Raw genomic sequence first — 18,147 nt, forward strand, 5'->3', positions numbered from 1 at the left:
CGGGTGGAGGAGTGCGACCGACTGCCTGAGGGGAGCCGCTTCGGAGGGGCTTACGGGTTCTCGGTGTCCGTCCCGGACCCGCCGTCGATGACGTCGTCGCCGGCGTCACCGTTCAGGGTGTCGTTCCCGGATCCGCCGAAGATCGTGTCGTTCCCGTCGCCGCCGTGGACCACGTCGTTGCCCGACCCGGCGCAGATGACGTCGTCGCCGCCGTTGCCGTAGATCGTGTGGTGCCCGCTGCCGGCGTTGATGACGTCGGGACCGTCCGTGCCGTTGATGACGCCCCCGCCGGATCCGCCCTGAATCGCGCCGGGCACGTCACAGGCCGAGGCGCCCGGGCTCGACGGTGCCAAGGTCGGGTCGGTGTAGGTGATCGTGATCCGGCCGGGGGCGCCCTGCGGCGCTGCGGCGTAGGTGGTGGTGGTCGGGCCGAAGCTCGCGCCGCCGGCGCCGCTTCCGCCGACCACCGCGCCGTTGTCACCGCCGCCGCGGGCGTTGTTGGCGGCGCTCACCGCGCCGCCCCCGCCGCCGCCCGCGTTGGCCAGGTCGGCGTTCTCGCCCGCGCGTGACCCTGCGCCGGCGTTGACGTTGCCGCCGAGTGCGCCGTTGGTCCCCGGGCCGCCCGGTGCGAGAGGCCCTGCCGCCCCCACGCCGCCCGCGCCTCCGTTGGCCTGCGGGTGGCCGGCTCCGCCGCCCCCGCCGCCGGCGAGGAGCACGGTGCCGCCGGCGCTGACGAGAGAGCCGGCGCCGCCGTCGCCGCCGTCGCCGTTCCCGGTGCCGCCGGCCGAGCCGTCCATGCCGTTGCCGCCCACATCAAGGGTGTAGGCCGCTGCGGCCGGGTTGAACGTCGCGGTCGCGATGGCTCCGCCGCCGCCGAGGGCGCCCTGGGCGGTTTCGCCGGCCTCGCCCTGCGCGGCGATGGTGACCGCCGGAATTCCGGCGGGGACGTTGAAGGTCGTGTCCGCGGTGTACACGCACGTCACGGTGGTGCCGGCGTTCGTGCAGCCTGCCGGCAGCGCGGCCTTCGCGGCCGGGGAGAAGAGCAGGACAGCGCCAGGGATCGCGAGTACGGGAGCCGCGAGTGCGGCGATGCGCTTGACGTGCATGAGAACTCCAGGCAGCAAGGCGCTCGCAGCAGCCGCGGACGACGGGCGCGGTCCGTGCTTGCGGGCGCGACGCCCAGTCCGTCCCAAAGGCCACATGGGGCGCATTCAGTAAAGGCGCCACCATGAATTCACCAAAGGCACATCCGTGCCAAGCGGCGTACTCCGTTCGATATCACCCCACGAGCCCCACCGGTACCGGGCGGTTCGGGCGGGTCGGGTGGAGCGTCAGGAGGCCTTCAGCTCGATGTTCCGCAGGGTGTTGCGGCCGGAGTTGCCGTTGCCGCGGTCCGTGCCCGCGCCACCGTTGAGGATGTCGTTGCCGCCGCCGCCGTAGAGCCGGTCGTTGCCGGTGCTGCCGCGGAGGTCGTCGTTGCCGGCGCCGCCGCGAATCTCGTCGTTGCCCGAGCCGCCGGCGATGGTGTCGGCGCCGTCGTCGCCGAACAGGCGGTCGTGGCCGGCGCCGCCGACGATGATGTCGTTGCCCGCGCCGCCGCAGATGATGTCGTTGCCGCCGCGGCCCTCGATGATGTCGTTGCCACCGCGGGCGACGATCACGTCGTCACCGGGGGAGCCGATGATCCGCTCGGCCTTGCTGGAGCCGACGAACGTCGCCGCCTTGCCACCGCAGGTGTACTTCGCGGGCGGCGGAGGCGGGGTGTTGCCCTCCTTCACCGTGATGGCCGGCGAGCACTTGCGCTCGGGTTCCTGGCCGGACTCCTTCACGTCCACGCCCCACGAGTAGGTCCCGGCGGGGCTGATGTTGTTCACGGTGAAGGTGTACTGCGAACCCTTGTCCGCGCCCTCGAAGACCTTGCTCGAGAGCGGGGTGCCGTTGTTCTGCATCGGGTTGCCGGCGCAGGTGCCGTTCTGGAACAGGTGGATCTGCACCGTCGCGGGCTTTGCCACGTCCGAGGTGATCTTCACCGTGACGGCGATCTTGCCGCCGACGACGCCGTCCGCGGTGGTGTAGGTGAGCTCGGCAGCGTGCGCCCCGGGGGCCGCGAACGCGCCCACGCAGGCCATGGTCGTCAGGACCACTCCGGAGCGGGAAAAGGTCTTGAGGGTCACGAGCGGCCTCCGTGGAACGGACAAGATTCCTGATACCGGGGCGAAGCCTGCCATCTCGGGGCGCCCGAGCGGAGCACATCGGCTCACTAGACTCGCCAAGCCGATCAAGGCTGACCAGGACTCGCTGGTCAGAGCTTATGGGGACGGGACTGTTCGCATGTTGACAATGCAGGACGCGCTGCTGGCGCTGACCAGCTACTGGACCGAGCGCGGCGCGATGATCGTGCAGCCGATGAACACCGAGGTCGGCGCCGGTACCGCGAACCCCGCGACGATGCTGCGTGTCCTCGGCCCGGAGCCGTGGAAGGTCGCCTACGTCGAACCGTCGGTCCGTCCGGACGACGCGCGGTACGGCGAGAACCCGAACCGCATCCAGATGCACACGCAGTACCAGGTCATCCTCAAGCCGGAGCCGGGCGACCCGCAGCAGCTCTACCTGGGCAGCCTCGAGGCCCTCGGTGTCGACACCCGGGCCAACGACATCCGGTTCGTCGAGGACAACTGGGCGCAGCCGGCCATCGGCGCCTGGGGGTTGGGCTGGGAAGTCTGGCTGAACGGCATGGAGATCACGCAGTTCACCTACTTCCAGGCCGTCGGCGGTCAGACGCTCGACCCGGTCTGCGTCGAGCTGACCTACGGCATGGAGCGCATCCTCATGGCGCTGCAGGGCGTCGGCCACTTCAAGGAGATCGCCTATGCGCCGGGCATCTCCTACGGCGAGGCCTTCGGTCAGGCCGAGTACGAGATGAGCCGCTACTACCTCGACGACGCGGACGTCGCGACCAACCGCCGCCTGTTCGAGGACTACGCCTCCGAGGCCAAGCGCATGGTCGAGGCGAAGCTGCCCGTGCCCGCGCAGATCTACGTGCTCAAGTGCTCGCACGCGTTCAACGTCATGGACGCCCGCGGGGCCGTGTCGACGACCGACCGCGCCGCCGCGTTCCGGACCATGCAGCGACTCGCCCGCGAGGTCGCGGAACTCTGGATCGAGAAGCGGGCCGAGCTCGGGCACCCGCTGGGTCTGCCCACCGAGTCGACGCCACCGCCGCTGCCCGCGACCGGCACCGTCCCGACCGGGCCCGCGCCGTTGGTGTTCGAGATCGGCGTCGAGGAGATGCCGCCGCACGAGTGCGGGAACACCGTGGCCGCGGTCCGCGAGGCGCTGACCACCGCGCTCGCCGGGACCGGGCTCGTGCACGGCGAGATCACCGTCGACGCGACCCCGCGCCGCGTGGTCGCGACCGTCGCCGACGTCGCCGCCCGCGAGGAGGACTCGCGCAGGACGGTCAAGGGCCCGAAGGTCGCCGCCGCCTACGACGCCGACGGCAACCTCACCAAGGCCGCGCAGGGCTTCGCCAAGGGCCAGGGCGTCGAGGCCGACGCGCTCGAGCGGATCACGATCGACGGCGTCGAGTACGTCGGCGTCAGCAGCGAGGTCCAGGGCCGCCCGGCGGTCGAGGTGCTCGCCGAGATCCTCCCGAAGATCGTGACCGGCCTGCGGTCCGAGAAGAACATGCGCTGGAACGCGCCCGGGCTCTCGTTCACCCGGCCGATCCGCTGGATGCTCGCGCTGCTCGGCGAGGCCGTCGTGCCCTTCCAGGTCGCGAACATGGCGAGCGGCCGCGAGACCTGGGTGCACCGCAACGCGGACGCCCCGATCGTGGGCGTGCGCTCCGCCGCCGAGTACGCGCAGGTGCTCACCGACAACAACATCGTGCTCGACACCGCGGCCCGCCGCGCCCAGATCGTGACGGGGGCTCAGGAACTCGCCGCGTCGGTCGGTGGCGTCGTCGACATCGAGGGCGAAACCGACGTCGTCGACGAGGTGACCAACCTCGTCGAGTCGCCGAACCCGATCCTCGGTGAGTTCGAGGAGCGCTACCTCGAGCTGCCGCCGGACATCCTCGTCACCGTCATGCGCAAGCACCAGCGCTACCTACCGGTGCGCAACGCAGAGGGGGAGCTGCGGAACCACTTCGTCGCCGTCGCGAACGGCGAGTGCGACCGCGACGTCGTGCGCGCGGGCAACGAGGCCGTGCTCCGGGCGCGGTACGAGGACGCGTCGTTCTTCTGGCGCGCGGACCTGCAGGTGCCGCCGGCCGAGTTCCGCACGCGCCTGGACAAGCTCACCTTCGCGGACAAGCTCGGCTCGATGGACGACCGTGCGACGCGCATCCAGAAGCTCGCGCTCGAGCTCGCGAAGTCGGCCGACCTCTCCGCGGACGAGCTCGCCACGCTGACCCGCGCCGGTGAGCTGGCGAAGTTCGACCTGGCGACGGAGATGGTCGTCGAGCTCTCGAAGCTCGCCGGGATCATGGCGCGCGAGTACGCCGTGCGCGCCGGTGAGACCCCCGAGGTCGCGACCGCGCTGCACGAGATGGAGATGCCGCGCTCGGCCGGCGCGGCGCTGCCGACGACGATCCCGGGCGCGTTGCTCTCGCTCGCGGACCGGCTCGACCTGCTGGCCGGCCTGTTCGCCACGGGCGCCGAGCCGAAGGGGTCCTCGGACCCGTTCGGCCTCCGCCGCGCGGCCCTCGGCGCCCTCGCCGTGCTGCGCGCGCACCCGCGGCTCGCGTCGATCACGATCCCGGCCGGGCTCGCGCTCGCCGCGGCGCAGCAGCCGGTCGAGATCCCGGCCGACGCGATGGAGAAGGCCGCAGCCTTCACCACCGGCCGCTACGAGCAGGCCCTGCTCGACGCCGGGCACCCGCACAAGCTCGTCCAGGCGGTGCTGCCGCTGGCCGATTCCCCGGCGCGCGCGGACGCCACGCTCGCGGAGCTTCCGGCGCTGGTCGACGACCCGAACTTCGCGGCGCTGGTCGAGGCCGTGCTCCGGATCCGTCGCCTGGTGCCGGCCGACGTCACCGCCGGCCACGACGCGGCGAAGTTCGAGGACCCGGCGGAGAACGCCCTCGCCGACGCCCTCGCGAAGGCACAGGCCGAGTTGGGTGACAAGCCGTCAGATCTGCCGGCCTTCGTGGCCGTCGGGACTGGCCTGGTCGCCCCGATCAATACGTTCTTCGACGCGGTGCTGGTCATGGCCCCGGACCCCGCGGTCAAAGCCAACCGGCTCGGTCTGCTCGCCGGCGTCCGGGACCTCTCCGAGGGCCTGGTCGGCTGGGAGGCCCTGGCCTGACCACTGCGGGATGACGTCCCGCACGGGGGTCGTGTCAGCCCGCAGGAGGGCCGACACTCGCCCCGGCGGGACGTCATCCCGTCCGGTGGAGACCGGCGGCTACGGCACGGTGTGGGTCTCGACGCCGACGTAGGTGTCGATGCCCGGGCCACCGAAGCCCGTGTCCTTGCCGCGGCCGCCGCGCAGGACGTCGTCGCCGCGGTTGCCGTACAGCTTGTCGTCGCCGCGGCCGCCGCTGACCCGGTCCGCCCCGTTGCCGCCGCGAACCGTGTCGTTGCCCTGCTGGCCGAACACGCGGTCGCTGCCCGCGCCGCCGTACAGACGGTCGTCGCCCGCGCCGCCGTAAATGCGGTCGTCACCTCCGCCGCCGCGGACCTTGTCGTTGCCGTCGCCGGCGCAGATCAGGTCGTTGCCGCCGCGGCCACGGATGACGTCGTTGCCACCGAGGCCGACGATGACGTCGCGGCCGGCGGTCCCGGTCAGGACGTCGTCGCCCGGGGTGCCGACGATCGTGGCCTTCTCGCCCCGGCAGGTGCCGGTGGCCGCCGGCGGGGTCGGCACGACCGGGTCGGCGCCCGCGAAGACCGCCACGGCCTCGCCGCAGACGTTCGCGCCGTCGAGCGTCTTCGCCCCGCACGTCGAGTTGTCGGACGCGGCCGCGACGCGGCCCTCGGACTTCTCCGAGGCCGGACGGTTCCGCGGCTCCGGCTCGCTCGCGGCCATCACGTCCACGTCGCCCTCGTCGTCGTCAACGGCATCGGTGGCGATCGCCAACGGCCGGTAGTCGGCCGGGAACGTGTCGAAGTAGGTGTGGGCCGTGTTCTCCCAGTCCGGCAGGTCGGCGGGCACCAGACCGGGGAAGCTCGCGCCGGGTGTCCGGACCAGGTGGACGTCGTCCATGTGGGTGTCCGGCACGACGGTGAACCCGGTGCCGGCCGAGCTGAGTTTGTTGCTCAGGGTCGTCCAGGCTTCGTCGCTGTCGAAGCACCCCGGGCCGAAGTAGAGCCCGGTCGCGCCGGGCTTCGCGCCGGCGAAGGTGAGTGCAGCCTCGACGAAGTGCTCGGCCGGGGCCGTGGCCGGGTTCCCCTCCTCGGTCGGACTCGCACCGCCCGTGTAGTGGTACGACGGGTCGAGGCCGGACAGGACCCGGTTGCCGACGATCTTGTTCGCCGGCGTGGCCCCCATGACGACCGGCGCCCAGGTGTCCCAGTTGGCGACGGACTCGCTGAGATCGCCGCATTCGTTGTCGCCGACGATCAGCAGTTGGTACTTCGCGAAGGCGGCGGCGCTCATGCCGGCCCAGGTCTCCCCGTCGACGACGGTGACGGTGAAGCCGGCTCGTTCGGCGGCGTACTGCTCGAGGCTGATCGGCGTCTCACCCTTGGTGATGCCGACACCGGTCGTGACGGTGTCGCCGTTGATCAACGCGGACCTGGGCACGAAGCCCGGGGCCGCGGCGGTGGCGGTCGAGTTGAGCGAGGTCAGCCCGCTGAGGGCGAGGACCCCGGCGGCGAGCCCGAGCAGGGCGCGGCCGGATCGTGCTCGTTGCATATGTGTGTTCCTTCTGTGCAGTGGCGGGCAGCGCCGTCCGGCGCCTGCCCGGGTGCGGACCGATGGCCGCGCACGGCGAGTCCGCGACCGGACCCCCGTTGGCCCACCGCGTCCCCCCGAGTGGGTGAGGCTAGGTCGCCCGCGTCGACGGGTCGAGCGAAAGCCGCCGTTCGGGTCGCGCGTGTCGGACGACGCGATCAGGTAGAAATCGAGACAGGTCCGTCCCGGCACGACGAGGAGTCCAGAAGATGCACGAAGTACGCGCGGTCGTTGCCAGGAGCAAGGGTGCTCCGGTCTCGGTCGAGACGATCCTGGTTCCCGATCCCGGCCCCGGTGAGGCGCTGGTCAAGGTCGAGGCCTGTGGGGTCTGCCACACCGACCTGCACTACCGCGAGGGCGGAATCAACGACGACTTCCCGTTCCTGCTCGGTCACGAGGCCGCCGGCCGCGTCGAGGCCGTCGGGGACGGCGTGACGGACCTGGCCCCGGGTGACTTCGTCATCCTCAACTGGCGCGCGGTGTGCGGCGAGTGCCGCTCCTGCAAGCGTGGCCGGCCCTGGTACTGCTTCGCCACGCACAACGCGAAGCAGAAGATGACGCTCACCGACGGCACCGAACTCTCGCCGGCGCTCGGCATCGGTGCCTTCGCGGAGAAGACGCTGGTCGCCGCGGGGCAGTGCACGAAGGTCGACCCGGCGGCCCCGGCCACCGCGGCGGGCCTGCTCGGCTGCGGCGTCATGGCGGGCATCGGTGCGGCGATCAACACCGGCAACGTCACGCGCGGGGACTCGGTCGCGGTCATCGGCTGCGGTGGGGTCGGCAACGCGGCGATCGCGGGTGCCCGCCTGGCCGGCGCGCGCAAGATCATCGCCGTCGACATCGACGACCGCAAGCTCGACATGGCCGTCAAGCTCGGTGCCACGCACACGGTCAACTCGAAGAACACCGACGCCGTCGAGGGCATCCGTGCGGCGACCGAGGGCAACGGCGCGGACGTCGTCATCGAGGCCGTCGGCCGGCCCGAGACCTACAAGCAGGCCTTCTTCGGTCGCGACCTCGCGGGCACGGTGGTGCTGGTCGGTGTCCCGACGCCGGACATGGTGCTGGACCTGCCGATGATCGAGGTCTTCGGCCGCGGCGGTTCGCTCAAGTCGTCCTGGTACGGCGACTGCCTGCCCTCGCGGGACTTCCCGATGCTCATCGACCTGTACCTGCAGAAGCGGCTGGACCTCGATGCGTTCGTGTCCGAGACCATCGGTATCGACGACGTGGAGAAGGCCTTCGAGCGCATGCACCACGGCGACGTGCTCCGCTCGGTCGTCGTCTTCTGACGCACCGTCCGCTTCGCCACTCCGACCAAGGACTCCTTCTGATGGCCGCTCGCATCGAACGCCTCGTCACCTCCGGTCAGTTCACCCTCGACGGCGGGACCTGGGACGTGGACAACAACGTCTGGCTCGTCGGCGACGAGCGCGAAGTGGTGGTGATCGACGCGGCGCACGACGCGGCGGCCATCGAGGAGGCCGTGGCCGGCCGGCAGCTGCTCGGCATCGTCTGCACCCACGCGCACAACGATCACGTCAACGCGGCGGCGGAGCTCGCCGACAACACCGGGGCGCCGATCCTCCTGCACCCGGACGACGACGTCCTCTGGCGCATGGTCTACGCCGACCGCAAGCCGGACCGCACGCTGCACGGCGGCGACGTGATCACCGTCGCCGACACCGTGCTCGAGGTGATGCACACCCCGGGCCACGCGCCCGGGGCCGTGTGCCTCTACGCGCCGGAGCTCGGGGCGCTGTTCTCCGGCGACACCCTGTTCCAGGGTGGGCCCGGCGCGACCGGCCGCTCGTACAGCGACTTCGGCACGATCATCACCTCGATCCGCGACCAGCTGCTCGTCCTGCCGGGGGACATTCAGGTCCACACCGGCCACGGCGAGGCCACCACGATCGGTGGCGAGGCCCCGCACCTCGAGGAGTGGATCGCACGGGGCCACTGACCACGCCAGACGGGGCTGTCCCCCTGGTGCGTCGAACAAGGGGTGTCACCCCTTGTTCAATGCGTGGTCAGGGGGCGGGCGTCTCCGCCGGGGTCGGCTCGGGCGTCGGTTCCGGGGTCGGCTCCGGCGTCACGACCGGGGTCGGCAGCACGATGATCGGCCTCGGGGTCGGCGTGGGCGTCGGGGTCGGGACCGGCGTCGCCAGCGGGTTCGGGGTCGGCGGCGGGCCGAACGTCGGCGTCGTCGTCGGCTCGATCGTGGCCTCCGGCGTCGGCGAGGGCGTCGGCGTCGGGGTGTCCGGTACGAACGGGATCCGGGTGCCGGGGGAGTCGTCGCTCTCCTGCGTGAGCGCCCAGCCCACGCCGCCGGCGGCGAGCAGCGCGACGACGCCGAGCACGATCAGCAGCGGCTTGACCCGGTTCCGCTCGGCGGCGTGGCTGTACGCCGGCATCGCCGCCGTGGGGCCGGCCTCTGCGTAGATCGGCGGCGGGGGCGCGTAGGCGCCGCGCGGCGGCAGGGGCACGGGGCCGGGGAGCGGCCGCGTGCCGGTCGCGCCGCCGAGTCGGTCGGCGACCTCGGCCGCGCTGGCCGGCCGGAGCTCGGGCTGCTTCGACAGCAGCTGCAGAACGAGGTCGTCGAGGTCCGGCGGCACGTCGGGCCGGCGGTCCGACGGGCGGACCGGGGCGTCGTTGAGGTGCCGGGTCAGGATCTCGACGGGTGAGTCGTCGTCGAACGGTGGACGGCCTGTTAGCAGCGTCACCAGCAGGCAGCCGAAGCCGTACAGGTCCGAGCGCATGTCCGCGCGGCCGCCGACGGCCTGCTCGGGCGCGAGGTAGGCGGCGCTGCCGATGATCGCGCCGTGCTCGGTCAGCGTGTGGTCGGCGACCGAGCCGAGCGCGATGCCGAAGTCGACGAGCCGGCAGTTGCCGGAGGAGTCGATGACCAGGTTGGCGGGCTTGATGTCGCGGTGCACCACACCGGCGTCGTGGACCGCCTGGAGCGCGGACGCCGCCTGGGTGCCGTAGCGGCGGACGCTCTCGACCGGCAGCGGACCGTCCGCGCGCAGCAGCTCGGCCAGCGACGGCCCGGGGAGCAGCTCCATGACCAGGTAGGGCCGGTCGTTGTCGACGCCGTAGTCGTAGACGATGACGACGCCGGGGTGCCGGATCGAGGCCAGCGTGCGGGCCTCGCGGGAGAACCGCTCGACGGTCGCGGCGTCCTGGGTCTGGCGCAGGACCTTGATCGCGCAGAAACGGTTGAGTCGCTCGTCGAACGCCTTCCAGACCTCACCCATCCCTCCGCGGCCGAGCGTCTCGACGAAGCGGTAGCGGTTGGCGATGTGGCTCGGTGGGCTGGACACGCCAGGCATTCTTCCAACCCGCCCCCGCCGCCGTGGACATCGGCGCGATTGTGCTGCGGATTCTCTGGATCAGTTGCAGAAGTGGCCTGCTGAGGTCAAAGTGAATGGAGTTGTATACTGATACTGCACGGAGGTCCGGCTCGCCCGGCCCGCGCCCCGGAGGTCTGTCACATGCGTCCGCCTTTGCCCCAGTTCGTGCGCCGACTCGGCCCGTCGCATCCGGCGGCGCTCGTCGTCCCCGTCGCGGCGGCCGCGACCGCGCTCGTCCTGGTCACCTCCACGTCCGCGGCGGACGCGAAGGCCAGGAAGCCGGCCGACCGGACCGCGCCGGTGATCTCCTCGATGGCGATCAACCCCTCGCCGCTGATCCTCGCGGTGAAGAACGGCGGCAAGACCTCGTTCAAGGTCACCGTGCGCGCCACCGACGAGCGGGGCGTCGACCGCATCACGATCGGCCTCTACGACCCGAGCGACCGCGACGGCCGCGCGTACCGGCTCGCCCGGACCTCGGGCACCGCCGCCTCCGGCGTGTGGACCGGATCGCTGTCGCTGCCGAACAACGCCAAGACCGGCATGTACGCGGTGCGCGCGTTCGCGACCGACCTGTCGAGCAATTCGACCAACCCGGACCTCGTCTACACGAACTTCCGCGTGGTCAACAAGACGCGGCTGTCGAGCTTCAAGATCACCGTCGACCCCAAGACCGGCGCCCTGACCGCGAGCGCCTTCCTCGAGCGTTTCCGCAACGGCAAGTGGGAGCCGTTCACCGCCCGCGAGATCGCGCTGGAGTTCGCCCCGAAGGGAAGCGAGACCTACAAGCCGGTCACGACCGCGAGCACCGACGACAAGGGCGTGGTCAGCTTCGACAAGGTGACCGCGAGCAAGACCGGCTCCTGGCGCGTCGTCTTCGCCGGCCACCCGAACTACGGCCCGTCGACCAAGGCCAAGGACGTTCCGGTGAACCTGCCCTCGTCCCCGACGTCGTCCCCGTCCCCCACCTCGTCCCCGTCCCCCGGCCCGACGTCCGCCTCGAGGCCCTGACGCTGTCAGAAAGGCTGTCAAGAAAGGGTGACACCCCTTACTGCGCAGTAAGGGGTGTCACCCTTTCTTTACGGGGGCGTCCTTACCTGGGGTAAGTTGAGTCGGTAGGTTTCGTGTCCCGCTCCGCAGGGAGGTAGGTCTGCGTGAGCGCCAGCCACGACCGCGCGCCGGACGGTCCCGCGCCGGACGGCCCCGCGCCGCGGCGGCGGATGCCGCGGGCCGAGCGCGAGGCCCTCATGCTCGACGTCGCCGAGCAGATCTTCGGCGAGCAGGGCTACCAGGCCTCGTCGATGGACGAGATTGCGGCGCGGGCGGGCGTCTCGAAGCCGATGCTCTACCACTACTACGGCTCGAAGGAGCGGCTGTTCCTCGCCTGCCTGCGGCGGGCGCGGGACGGGATGCGCGCCGCGATCCTTGACGGCGTCGGCGGCGGATCGCGGCCGGACGAGCAGCTCTACCTCGGCCTCGTGCACTGGTTCCGGTTCATCGACGCGCACCCGGCGCTCTGGACGATGATGGTCGACGAGGGCCTGCTGGAGTTCGGCCCGGCGGCCGAGGAGATCGAGTCGATCCGCGCCGAGCACACCGAGCTGATCGCGGCGCTGATCCTGGCGCAGTCCCCGCCCGGGCACGCGGACACGCTCGAGGTGGAGCTCGTCGCGGCGGCGATCAGCGGCGCCGGCGAACGCATCACCCGCTGGCGGGCCCGGCGTCCGGACCTGACGCCCGAACTGACCGCCCGCCACCTGATGCAGCTGCTGTGGACCGGAATGTCCGGCATGGCCCGGGGCGAGGTCTGGCAACTGTGACCGTCCCGACATGATCGGGTCGGAACTCGGCCCGGTCGCCCGACGACCGGTCAGACGGGAGTGGCTGCGCATCTCGCCGTGGCACACGCCCGCCGCCCCCAGCACCGTGTGGAAGGACCATCCATGAACCGCCCCGCGTACCGGACCGCCGCCGCTGCCCTCGCGGCGTCGCTGCTGCTCGTGCTCACCGCCTGCGGCGACGATGACGACGACACCGCGGCCCAGGACCCGACGCCCACCCCGGTCGCGAGCGGAACCCCGTCCGCCTCGCCGTCCGCCTCCGCATCCGCGGACGCCTCCGCGAGCCCGAGCGCGTCCGCCGACGCCGAGGAGGGGAAGCGGATCGAGATCAACCTCGTCGACGGCAAGCCGACCGAGAAGGTCGGGCCGACGGTCTCGGTCGCGAAGGGCGAGAAGCTCACCCTCGTCATCACCTCGGACAAGGCGCAGGAGATCCACGTCCACGGCCTGGACGAGTACATCGAGGTCGGCGCCGGCGAGACCGTGACCAAGACCTTCACCGTCGACCTCGCGGCGGGCTCCTACGAGGTCGAGGTCCACGAGGGCTCGGTCCTGCTGTTCAACCTGCAGGTCAAGTAAGTCGGCATGGGAACGCCCGCCCCGGCGGTTGCGACCGACGTGCTGCTCGCACACGGAGTCGGATCGCGCCAGGATCTGCCCCTGCCCTTCGGGTACGCCCTCACCGGAGCCGTTCTCGCGCTCGCGGTGTCGTTCGGTGTGCTCGCCCTGCGCTGGCGGCAGTCGAAACTCACCGGGGCGGCGTCCGGCCGCGAACTGCCCGGATCGCTGGGGGAGTTCGCGGACTCCGGCGAGCTCCGTTGGGCCCTGCGTCTGTTCGGCCTCGCGATCACCGGCTTCGTCGCCTGGTGCGCGGTGGCCGGGCCGGATCTCGCGAAGAACCCCACCGCGGGGTTCGTCTACGTCATCTTCTGGGTCGGTCTGGTCCCCGCGTCGCTGCTGTTCGGTCCGGTCTGGCGGGTGCTCAACCCGCTGCGGACGATCCATCTGCTCGTTTGTCTGGCCCTGCGCCTCGACCCGCACGACCCGCCGTTCGCATTGCCGCGGTGGCTGGGCTACTGGCCCGCCGCCGTGGGGCTCGCGTCGTTCGTCTGGCTCGAGTTGTGCGCCAACGAACGCGACTCCACCGGCACGCTCACGACCTACTTCTCGCTCTACGCCGGCGCGAATCTGCTCGGCGCCATGGCCTACGGCCAGCAGTGGTTCGCCAAGTGCGACGGCTTCGAGGTCTTCTCCGCCCTGATCGGCCGCCTCGCCCCGCTGGGCCGGCGCGAGGACGGCGCGATCGTCCTGCGGAACCCGCTGAACAACCTCGACTCGACCCCCGAGGACCGCGGCCTCGTCGCCGTCCTCGGCGTCATGCTCGGCTCCACCGCGTTCGACTCGTTCACCTCGACGACCTGGTGGTACGACCGGACCTTCGAGTCGAACATGTCGCCGCAGACGCTCTCGACCATCGCGCTGGCGGTCTCCATCGGCGGCGTCACCCTCGCGTTCGGCATCGCCTCCTGGCTCGCCGGCGTCCTCTCCCGCCGCGGCCCGGCCGGTATCGCGACCGCGTTCTCGCACTCGCTGATCCCGATCGCGGTCGGCTACCTGATCGCGCACTACTTCTCGCTGCTGGTGTTCGTCGGCCAGCAGACGGTCATCTACGCCTCGGACCCGATGGTCGACGGCTCGAACCTGTTCGGCACCGCGAACTGGACCGTGAACTACGAGGTCGTGACGGTGGGTCAGATCGCTACGATCCAGGTGCTCGCGATCGTCGTCGGCCACGTCCTCGGCGTCTTCGCCGCCCACGACCGCTCGGTCCGCCTGTTCCCGACGCGGGCCGCGGTGATGGGGCAGATCCCGATGATGGTCCTGATGGTCTCCTACACCGTCGGCGGGCTCTCGCTGCTGTTCTCGGACTGACGGAGCCGGAGGTCGGGGTGTCCTCCGTCGCTGACCTCCCGGCCGCGCGGGCCGCGTTGTCCGGTGGTTGCGGTGATGCGGCCGTGCGTCAGCGGGAGCGGCGGAGGCGGCGGGCGGGCTTCGCGGCGGGGGCGGCGGGGGAGTCGGACTGCATCGCGGCGAGGAGGTCCTCGCGGGCGCGGGCGACGCGGGAGCGGATCGTGCCGATCGGGACGCCGCAGGCGGCGGCGGCCTCGTCGTAGGAGAGGCCGTTGATCTGGGTGAGGACGAAGGCGGCGCGGCGGTCGGGGTCGAGGCCCGCGACGAGGGTCTGCAGGCTGACCGCGTTGGCGGGGTCCGGGGTCGCGGGGGCGATGCGGTCGGCGACGGTGGTGTCGGCGTCGAGGCTCGCGGCGACGGTGGGGGTCCGGCCCTGCTTGCGGAAGTGGTCGACGACGGCGCGGCGGGCGATCGAGAGCAGCCACACGCGGGCGGGGACGTCCCCGCGGTAGGTCCGGAGGCCGCGCAGGGCGCGCAGGAACGTCTCCTGCGTCAGGTCGTCGGCGTGCTCACGGTCGACGAGGTAGGCGACGTAGCGCCAGACGTCCGCCTGCGTCGCGCGGACGAAGGCCGTCGTCGCGTCGGCGTCGCCGCGTCCCGCCGCGAGGGCGTGGGCGGTGATCTCGTCGTCGCGCATGAGTGGGGGCCTCCTGAGCCGCGTACGGTGCCGACCCTATTCGGCGCATGTAAGCGCTCGGTTTCCAGAGTGTCGCGATTTGTTTCCAAAGTAAGTTGGTCAAGATTATGCCGCAGGACGCCCGCCCGGAGAAATTTCGGCGGCCCCCGGGAACTGGCCCGCTCGCGCCGGCGACTCCTTCGGCATGGACTGCGAGCGCTGGCGCACGGCCCTCTCGGCGCGGCTCGACTCCGAGCCGCTCGGGGTGGACGAGGCGATGCTCGACGCCCACCTGGCCACGTGCTCGGCGTGCTGCGACCACGCCGAAGCGCTGGCCGCACTCCACCGGAGTCTCCGGCTGCGACCGGCCGACGAGGTTCCGGACCTCACCTCCGCGATCCTGGCCGCGGCGGCGGCCGACCCCCGCCGCCGGCGGGTCGTCCCGACGCTCGTGCTGCGCTGGGTGCTGGTCGTGATCGCGGCGGTGGAGATCGGTCTGGCCTCGCCGGACCTGCTCGGACGCTGGCACACCGGCAGCGAGCTCGGCACGTGGAGCATCGCGGTCGGTGTCGGCTTCCTCTCGGTCGCGAGAAAGCCGGCGCGGGCGGCCGCGCTGGTGCCGATGCTGGGCATCGCCGGCCTGCTGACCGCACTGGTGACGACACGTCACCTCCTGGACGGCGCCGCCCAGCTCTCGGAGGAGTGGCCGCACGGGATCGTGCTGGCCGGGGTGGTTGTGCTCGTGGCGATCTCCCGCCTCGAGCGGACCGCGGACCACCCCGGCCCACGGTCGGCCGACACCGTCGGCGCGGACGGACGCCCGGCCCGGGTCCGGCGGGCCGCATGAGACCGGCCCCGCTCGGGGCGGGCGGCAGGCGCACAGGGCGCCTCGCCGCCCTGTTGCTTTTTCTGCTGACGTGGTTCGCGGCCGGCGTGGGAGCCGCCGGCCCGGCCGCGGCGCACGCCGAACTGATCTCCTCCAGCCCTACGTCCGGGGCCGCGCTCGACACCGCGCCGGAGGAACTCACGCTGCGGTTCACCGAGTCGATCACCCAGGTGCCCGGCGCGATGAAGCTGATCGCGGCCGACGGCACCGAGGCGGCGCTCGGCCGGACCGTCGTCGAGGGCAACACCCTCCGGGTACCGATCCCGGGGCCGCTGCCCGACGCCGGCTACGTCTTCGTCTACCGGGTGATCTCCGCCGACTCGCATCCGATCGCCGGCGCCATCACGTTCACGCTCGGCGAGACCGCGACCGCCGCGTCCGCGGACCGCGTCGCGGAGGCCGTGGGCGGCGGGGGGGACTCGGTCGTCTCGGCGGTGGCCGGCGTCAACCGCTGGGCCGGGTACGCCGGGGTCGTTCTGCTGCTCGGCGTCCCCGCCTTCGTCGTGCTCTGCCGCCGCGAGAGTGCGGGCGACCCCGTCCTGCGCGGGCTGACCGCCGCCGGTGGGGCACTGGTCCTCGTCACCACGCTCGCGAGCCTGCCGCTGCAGTCGGCCCGCAGCGTCGGCGGGGGGCTGGCCGACGGCTTCGACGAGATCGACACCGTCCTCGACACGACCTACGGCGAGGCGGCGCTCGCCCGCCTCGCGCTCCTCGTGGTCCTCGGGGCGGGGCTGCTGCTCGCGCGCCGTTCGCCCGTCGCCCTGGTGGTCGCGGGCCTGGCCGGGTTCGGGGTGCTGCTCACCTACGCGCGCTCGGGGCACCCGGCGGTCGGGGAGTACCCGTGGGCGACCACGGCCCTCGACGCCGTGCACTTCGGCGCGGTCGCGCTGTGGGTCGGGGGCCTGCTCGTGCTCGCCGTGCACCTGCTCCCCCGTCCGCCGGCGGACTGCCCGGCCGTGCTGGCGCGCTGGTCGCCGGTGGCGATGACCGCGGTCGGAGTGCTCGCGGTCGCCGGCAGCATCCAGGCCTGGCGCGAACTGCGGTCGATCGAGGCGCTCTACGACACCGAGTACGGCCGCTGGGTGCTCGCGAAGGCCGTCGGCCTCGTGCTGCTCCTCGCCGTGGCGGAGTTCGGCCGTCGCCGGGTCCGGGCGATGGGCGCCGCCACGCCGGCGCCGCTCGTCAGCGCCTCGCTCGGGGCGGCGCTCGCCGAGCGTCCCGACGCCGACGTCCGGACGCTGCGCCGCTCCGTCGCCCTCGAGCTCGGTCTCGCCGCCGCCGTCCTCGCCGCGACCTCGGCCCTGGTCGTCACGACCCCGGGTGGCGGGCACGCCGAGCACGGCGAGGACCACTACGACAACCACGTGACCGGCGGCGCGGCAGGCCATGCCGGCCACGGCTCCGAATCCCCGGCGACGGTGGGCCCGGCGTCCGCCTCGATCGAGCTTCCCAACGACGTCCGGGTGGAGGTGGTCGCCGATCCGGCCCGCGCGGGCTCCGCGGTCCTCACCCTCACCGTGCGCTCGCTGGACGGCGAGATCGTCGACCCGCCCGAGGTCAACGTCACCGCCGCGCTGCCGTCCGGGGGCATCGCCCCCATCACCCTGTCGGCCGTCCGGGCGGAGCCCGGCCGGTTCACCGTGGACGCGACGCCGATGCTCCTGTCCGGTACCTGGAAGATCACCGTGACGGTCCGCACCACCGAGACCGACGCCGGCGTCGGGTCGGTGGAGATCCCCCTCGCCCCCGCCTGATTCCGCACCACTGCAGAAAGAGAACCCCACGATGCGCCGAGTCCTCACCACCGCCGCCCTGGCCCTCGCCGGCCTCGCCGCGGCCGCCCTCCCCGCGGCCGCGCACGTCACCGTCCAGCCGGGTACGGCCCAGCAGGGCGGCTACGCGACGCTGACGTTCAAGGTCCCCAACGAGCGGGACGACGCCGGGACGACCAAGCTCGAGGTCGAGTTCCCCGCCGATCAGCCGCTGGCGAGCGTGTCGTACCAGCCGAAGCCGGGCTGGACGGTGGCCGTGGAGAAGGCCGCGACGGACCAGCCGCTGACCGTGCACGGCGAGGAGGTCTCCGAGCGCGTCGCGAAGGTGACCTGGACCGCCGCGCAGGGCACGCGCATCGCGCCCGGCGAGTTCGACGTCTTCCCGGTCAGCGTCGGCCCGCTGCCCACCACCGATCAGATGGTGTTCAAGGCGCTGCAGACCTACGAGGGCGGCGAGGTCGTCCGCTGGATCGAGGAGGCGGCCGAGGGCTCGACCGAGGAGCCCGAGAAGCCGGCGCCCGTTCTCACGCTGACCCCGGCCGGCTCCACCGGCGCCCCGGCGGCGGGCGACACCGCGAAGATCGACGAGGCCAAGGCCGCCGCCGAGGAGGCGAAGACCGTCGCGCTCGAGGCGCGCACCGCGGCGAGCGAGGTCGAGGACGGCCCGTCCAACGGTCAGGTCAATGCCGCGATCGGGCTCGCGATCGCCGGCATCGTCCTCGCCCTGATCGCCGGCGGCATCGCCGGGATGGCGCTCGGTCGCCGCAGCAATTCCTCGGCCCCGCCGGCGTTCTGACGGACCGTCGGG

At 72.3% G+C, this 18,147-nt stretch carries 15 protein-coding genes; 10 read left to right on the plus strand and 5 right to left on the minus strand.

The features are described 5' to 3' along the window. Nucleotides 1-50: 50 nt before the first annotated feature. Both SPOPO_RS35880 and SPOPO_RS32670 read right to left on the minus strand, forming a co-directional pair. Nucleotides 51-1,106, minus strand: a complete 1,056-nt coding sequence (locus SPOPO_RS35880; protein WP_019874722.1) for a calcium-binding protein — start codon at nucleotides 1,104-1,106, stop codon at nucleotides 51-53. 225 nt (nucleotides 1,107-1,331) lie between these two features. Then, entirely contained in the window at nucleotides 1,332-2,174 is an 843-nt protein-coding gene (locus SPOPO_RS32670) for a calcium-binding protein (RefSeq protein WP_019874723.1), read from the minus strand. A gap of 157 nt (nucleotides 2,175-2,331) precedes the next feature. Here SPOPO_RS32670 and SPOPO_RS0110470 point away from each other — a divergent pair, with 157 nt between their 5' ends. Next, the gene (locus tag SPOPO_RS0110470) at nucleotides 2,332-5,310 is read left to right on the plus strand and encodes a glycine--tRNA ligase (RefSeq protein ID WP_028984669.1); all 2,979 of its coding nucleotides are present in this window, start codon (nucleotides 2,332-2,334) and stop codon (nucleotides 5,308-5,310) included. Between the two features lie 99 nt (nucleotides 5,311-5,409). Here the strand turns inward: SPOPO_RS0110470 and SPOPO_RS32675 are convergent, their stop codons facing one another. Further along, nucleotides 5,410-6,861 (minus strand): calcium-binding protein, encoded by a 1,452-nt coding sequence (locus tag SPOPO_RS32675; protein WP_019874725.1) that lies wholly within the window; start codon nucleotides 6,859-6,861, stop codon nucleotides 5,410-5,412. A gap of 248 nt (nucleotides 6,862-7,109) precedes the next feature. Here SPOPO_RS32675 and SPOPO_RS0110480 point away from each other — a divergent pair, with 248 nt between their 5' ends. After that, nucleotides 7,110-8,192, plus strand: a complete 1,083-nt coding sequence (locus SPOPO_RS0110480; protein WP_019874726.1) for an S-(hydroxymethyl)mycothiol dehydrogenase — start codon at nucleotides 7,110-7,112, stop codon at nucleotides 8,190-8,192. Nucleotides 8,193-8,233: 41 nt separating this feature from the next. Next, on the plus strand, nucleotides 8,234-8,863 hold the full coding sequence (locus SPOPO_RS0110485; RefSeq protein WP_019874727.1) for an MBL fold metallo-hydrolase: 630 nt from the start codon (nucleotides 8,234-8,236) through the stop codon (nucleotides 8,861-8,863). 67 nt (nucleotides 8,864-8,930) lie between these two features. Here the strand turns inward: SPOPO_RS0110485 and SPOPO_RS35885 are convergent, their stop codons facing one another. Next, nucleotides 8,931-10,223, minus strand: a complete 1,293-nt coding sequence (locus SPOPO_RS35885; RefSeq protein ID WP_019874728.1) for a serine/threonine-protein kinase — start codon at nucleotides 10,221-10,223, stop codon at nucleotides 8,931-8,933. 171 nt (nucleotides 10,224-10,394) lie between these two features. Here SPOPO_RS35885 and SPOPO_RS0110495 point away from each other — a divergent pair, with 171 nt between their 5' ends. From SPOPO_RS0110495 to SPOPO_RS0110510, 4 genes are all read left to right on the plus strand, one after another. Continuing rightward, a complete protein-coding gene (locus SPOPO_RS0110495) occupies nucleotides 10,395-11,264 on the plus strand; it encodes a hypothetical protein (RefSeq protein ID WP_156869785.1) in 870 nt (289 codons plus the stop codon). A 143-nt stretch (nucleotides 11,265-11,407) separates the two neighbouring features. Continuing rightward, the gene (locus SPOPO_RS28915; protein WP_019874730.1) at nucleotides 11,408-12,073 is read left to right on the plus strand and encodes a TetR/AcrR family transcriptional regulator; all 666 of its coding nucleotides are present in this window, start codon (nucleotides 11,408-11,410) and stop codon (nucleotides 12,071-12,073) included. Nucleotides 12,074-12,196: 123 nt separating this feature from the next. Further along, nucleotides 12,197-12,673 carry a hypothetical protein gene (locus tag SPOPO_RS28920; protein ID WP_019874731.1) on the plus strand — a complete coding sequence of 159 codons (477 nt, stop codon included), beginning with the start codon at nucleotides 12,197-12,199 and terminating at the stop codon, nucleotides 12,671-12,673. 6 nt (nucleotides 12,674-12,679) lie between these two features. Continuing rightward, on the plus strand, nucleotides 12,680-14,026 hold the full coding sequence (locus SPOPO_RS0110510; protein WP_019874732.1) for a hypothetical protein: 1,347 nt from the start codon (nucleotides 12,680-12,682) through the stop codon (nucleotides 14,024-14,026). A gap of 88 nt (nucleotides 14,027-14,114) precedes the next feature. On the opposite strand, the gene SPOPO_RS0110515 is transcribed toward SPOPO_RS0110510, so the two are convergent. Next, entirely contained in the window at nucleotides 14,115-14,702 is a 588-nt protein-coding gene (locus SPOPO_RS0110515; protein ID WP_019874733.1) for a sigma-70 family RNA polymerase sigma factor, read from the minus strand. A gap of 184 nt (nucleotides 14,703-14,886) precedes the next feature. Between SPOPO_RS0110515 and SPOPO_RS32685 the strand changes: the two genes are divergently transcribed. From SPOPO_RS32685 to SPOPO_RS0110530, 3 genes are read left to right on the plus strand one after another with little or no spacing between them, the layout of a single operon-like run. Continuing rightward, the gene (locus SPOPO_RS32685) at nucleotides 14,887-15,528 is read left to right on the plus strand and encodes a zf-HC2 domain-containing protein (RefSeq protein ID WP_019874734.1); all 642 of its coding nucleotides are present in this window, start codon (nucleotides 14,887-14,889) and stop codon (nucleotides 15,526-15,528) included. Next, a complete protein-coding gene (locus SPOPO_RS0110525) occupies nucleotides 15,525-17,321 on the plus strand; it encodes a copper resistance CopC/CopD family protein (RefSeq protein WP_084670982.1) in 1,797 nt (598 codons plus the stop codon). The genes SPOPO_RS32685 and SPOPO_RS0110525 overlap by 4 nt, the downstream gene beginning before the upstream one ends. 31 nt (nucleotides 17,322-17,352) lie before the next feature. Then, entirely contained in the window at nucleotides 17,353-18,135 is a 783-nt protein-coding gene (locus SPOPO_RS0110530) for a YcnI family copper-binding membrane protein (RefSeq protein WP_019874736.1), read from the plus strand. Nucleotides 18,136-18,147: the final 12 nt, after the last annotated feature.

Origin of the sequence: Sporichthya polymorpha DSM 43042 (assembly GCF_000384115.1) — a bacterium.
Lineage (GTDB): Bacteria > Actinomycetota > Actinomycetes > Sporichthyales > Sporichthyaceae > Sporichthya > Sporichthya polymorpha.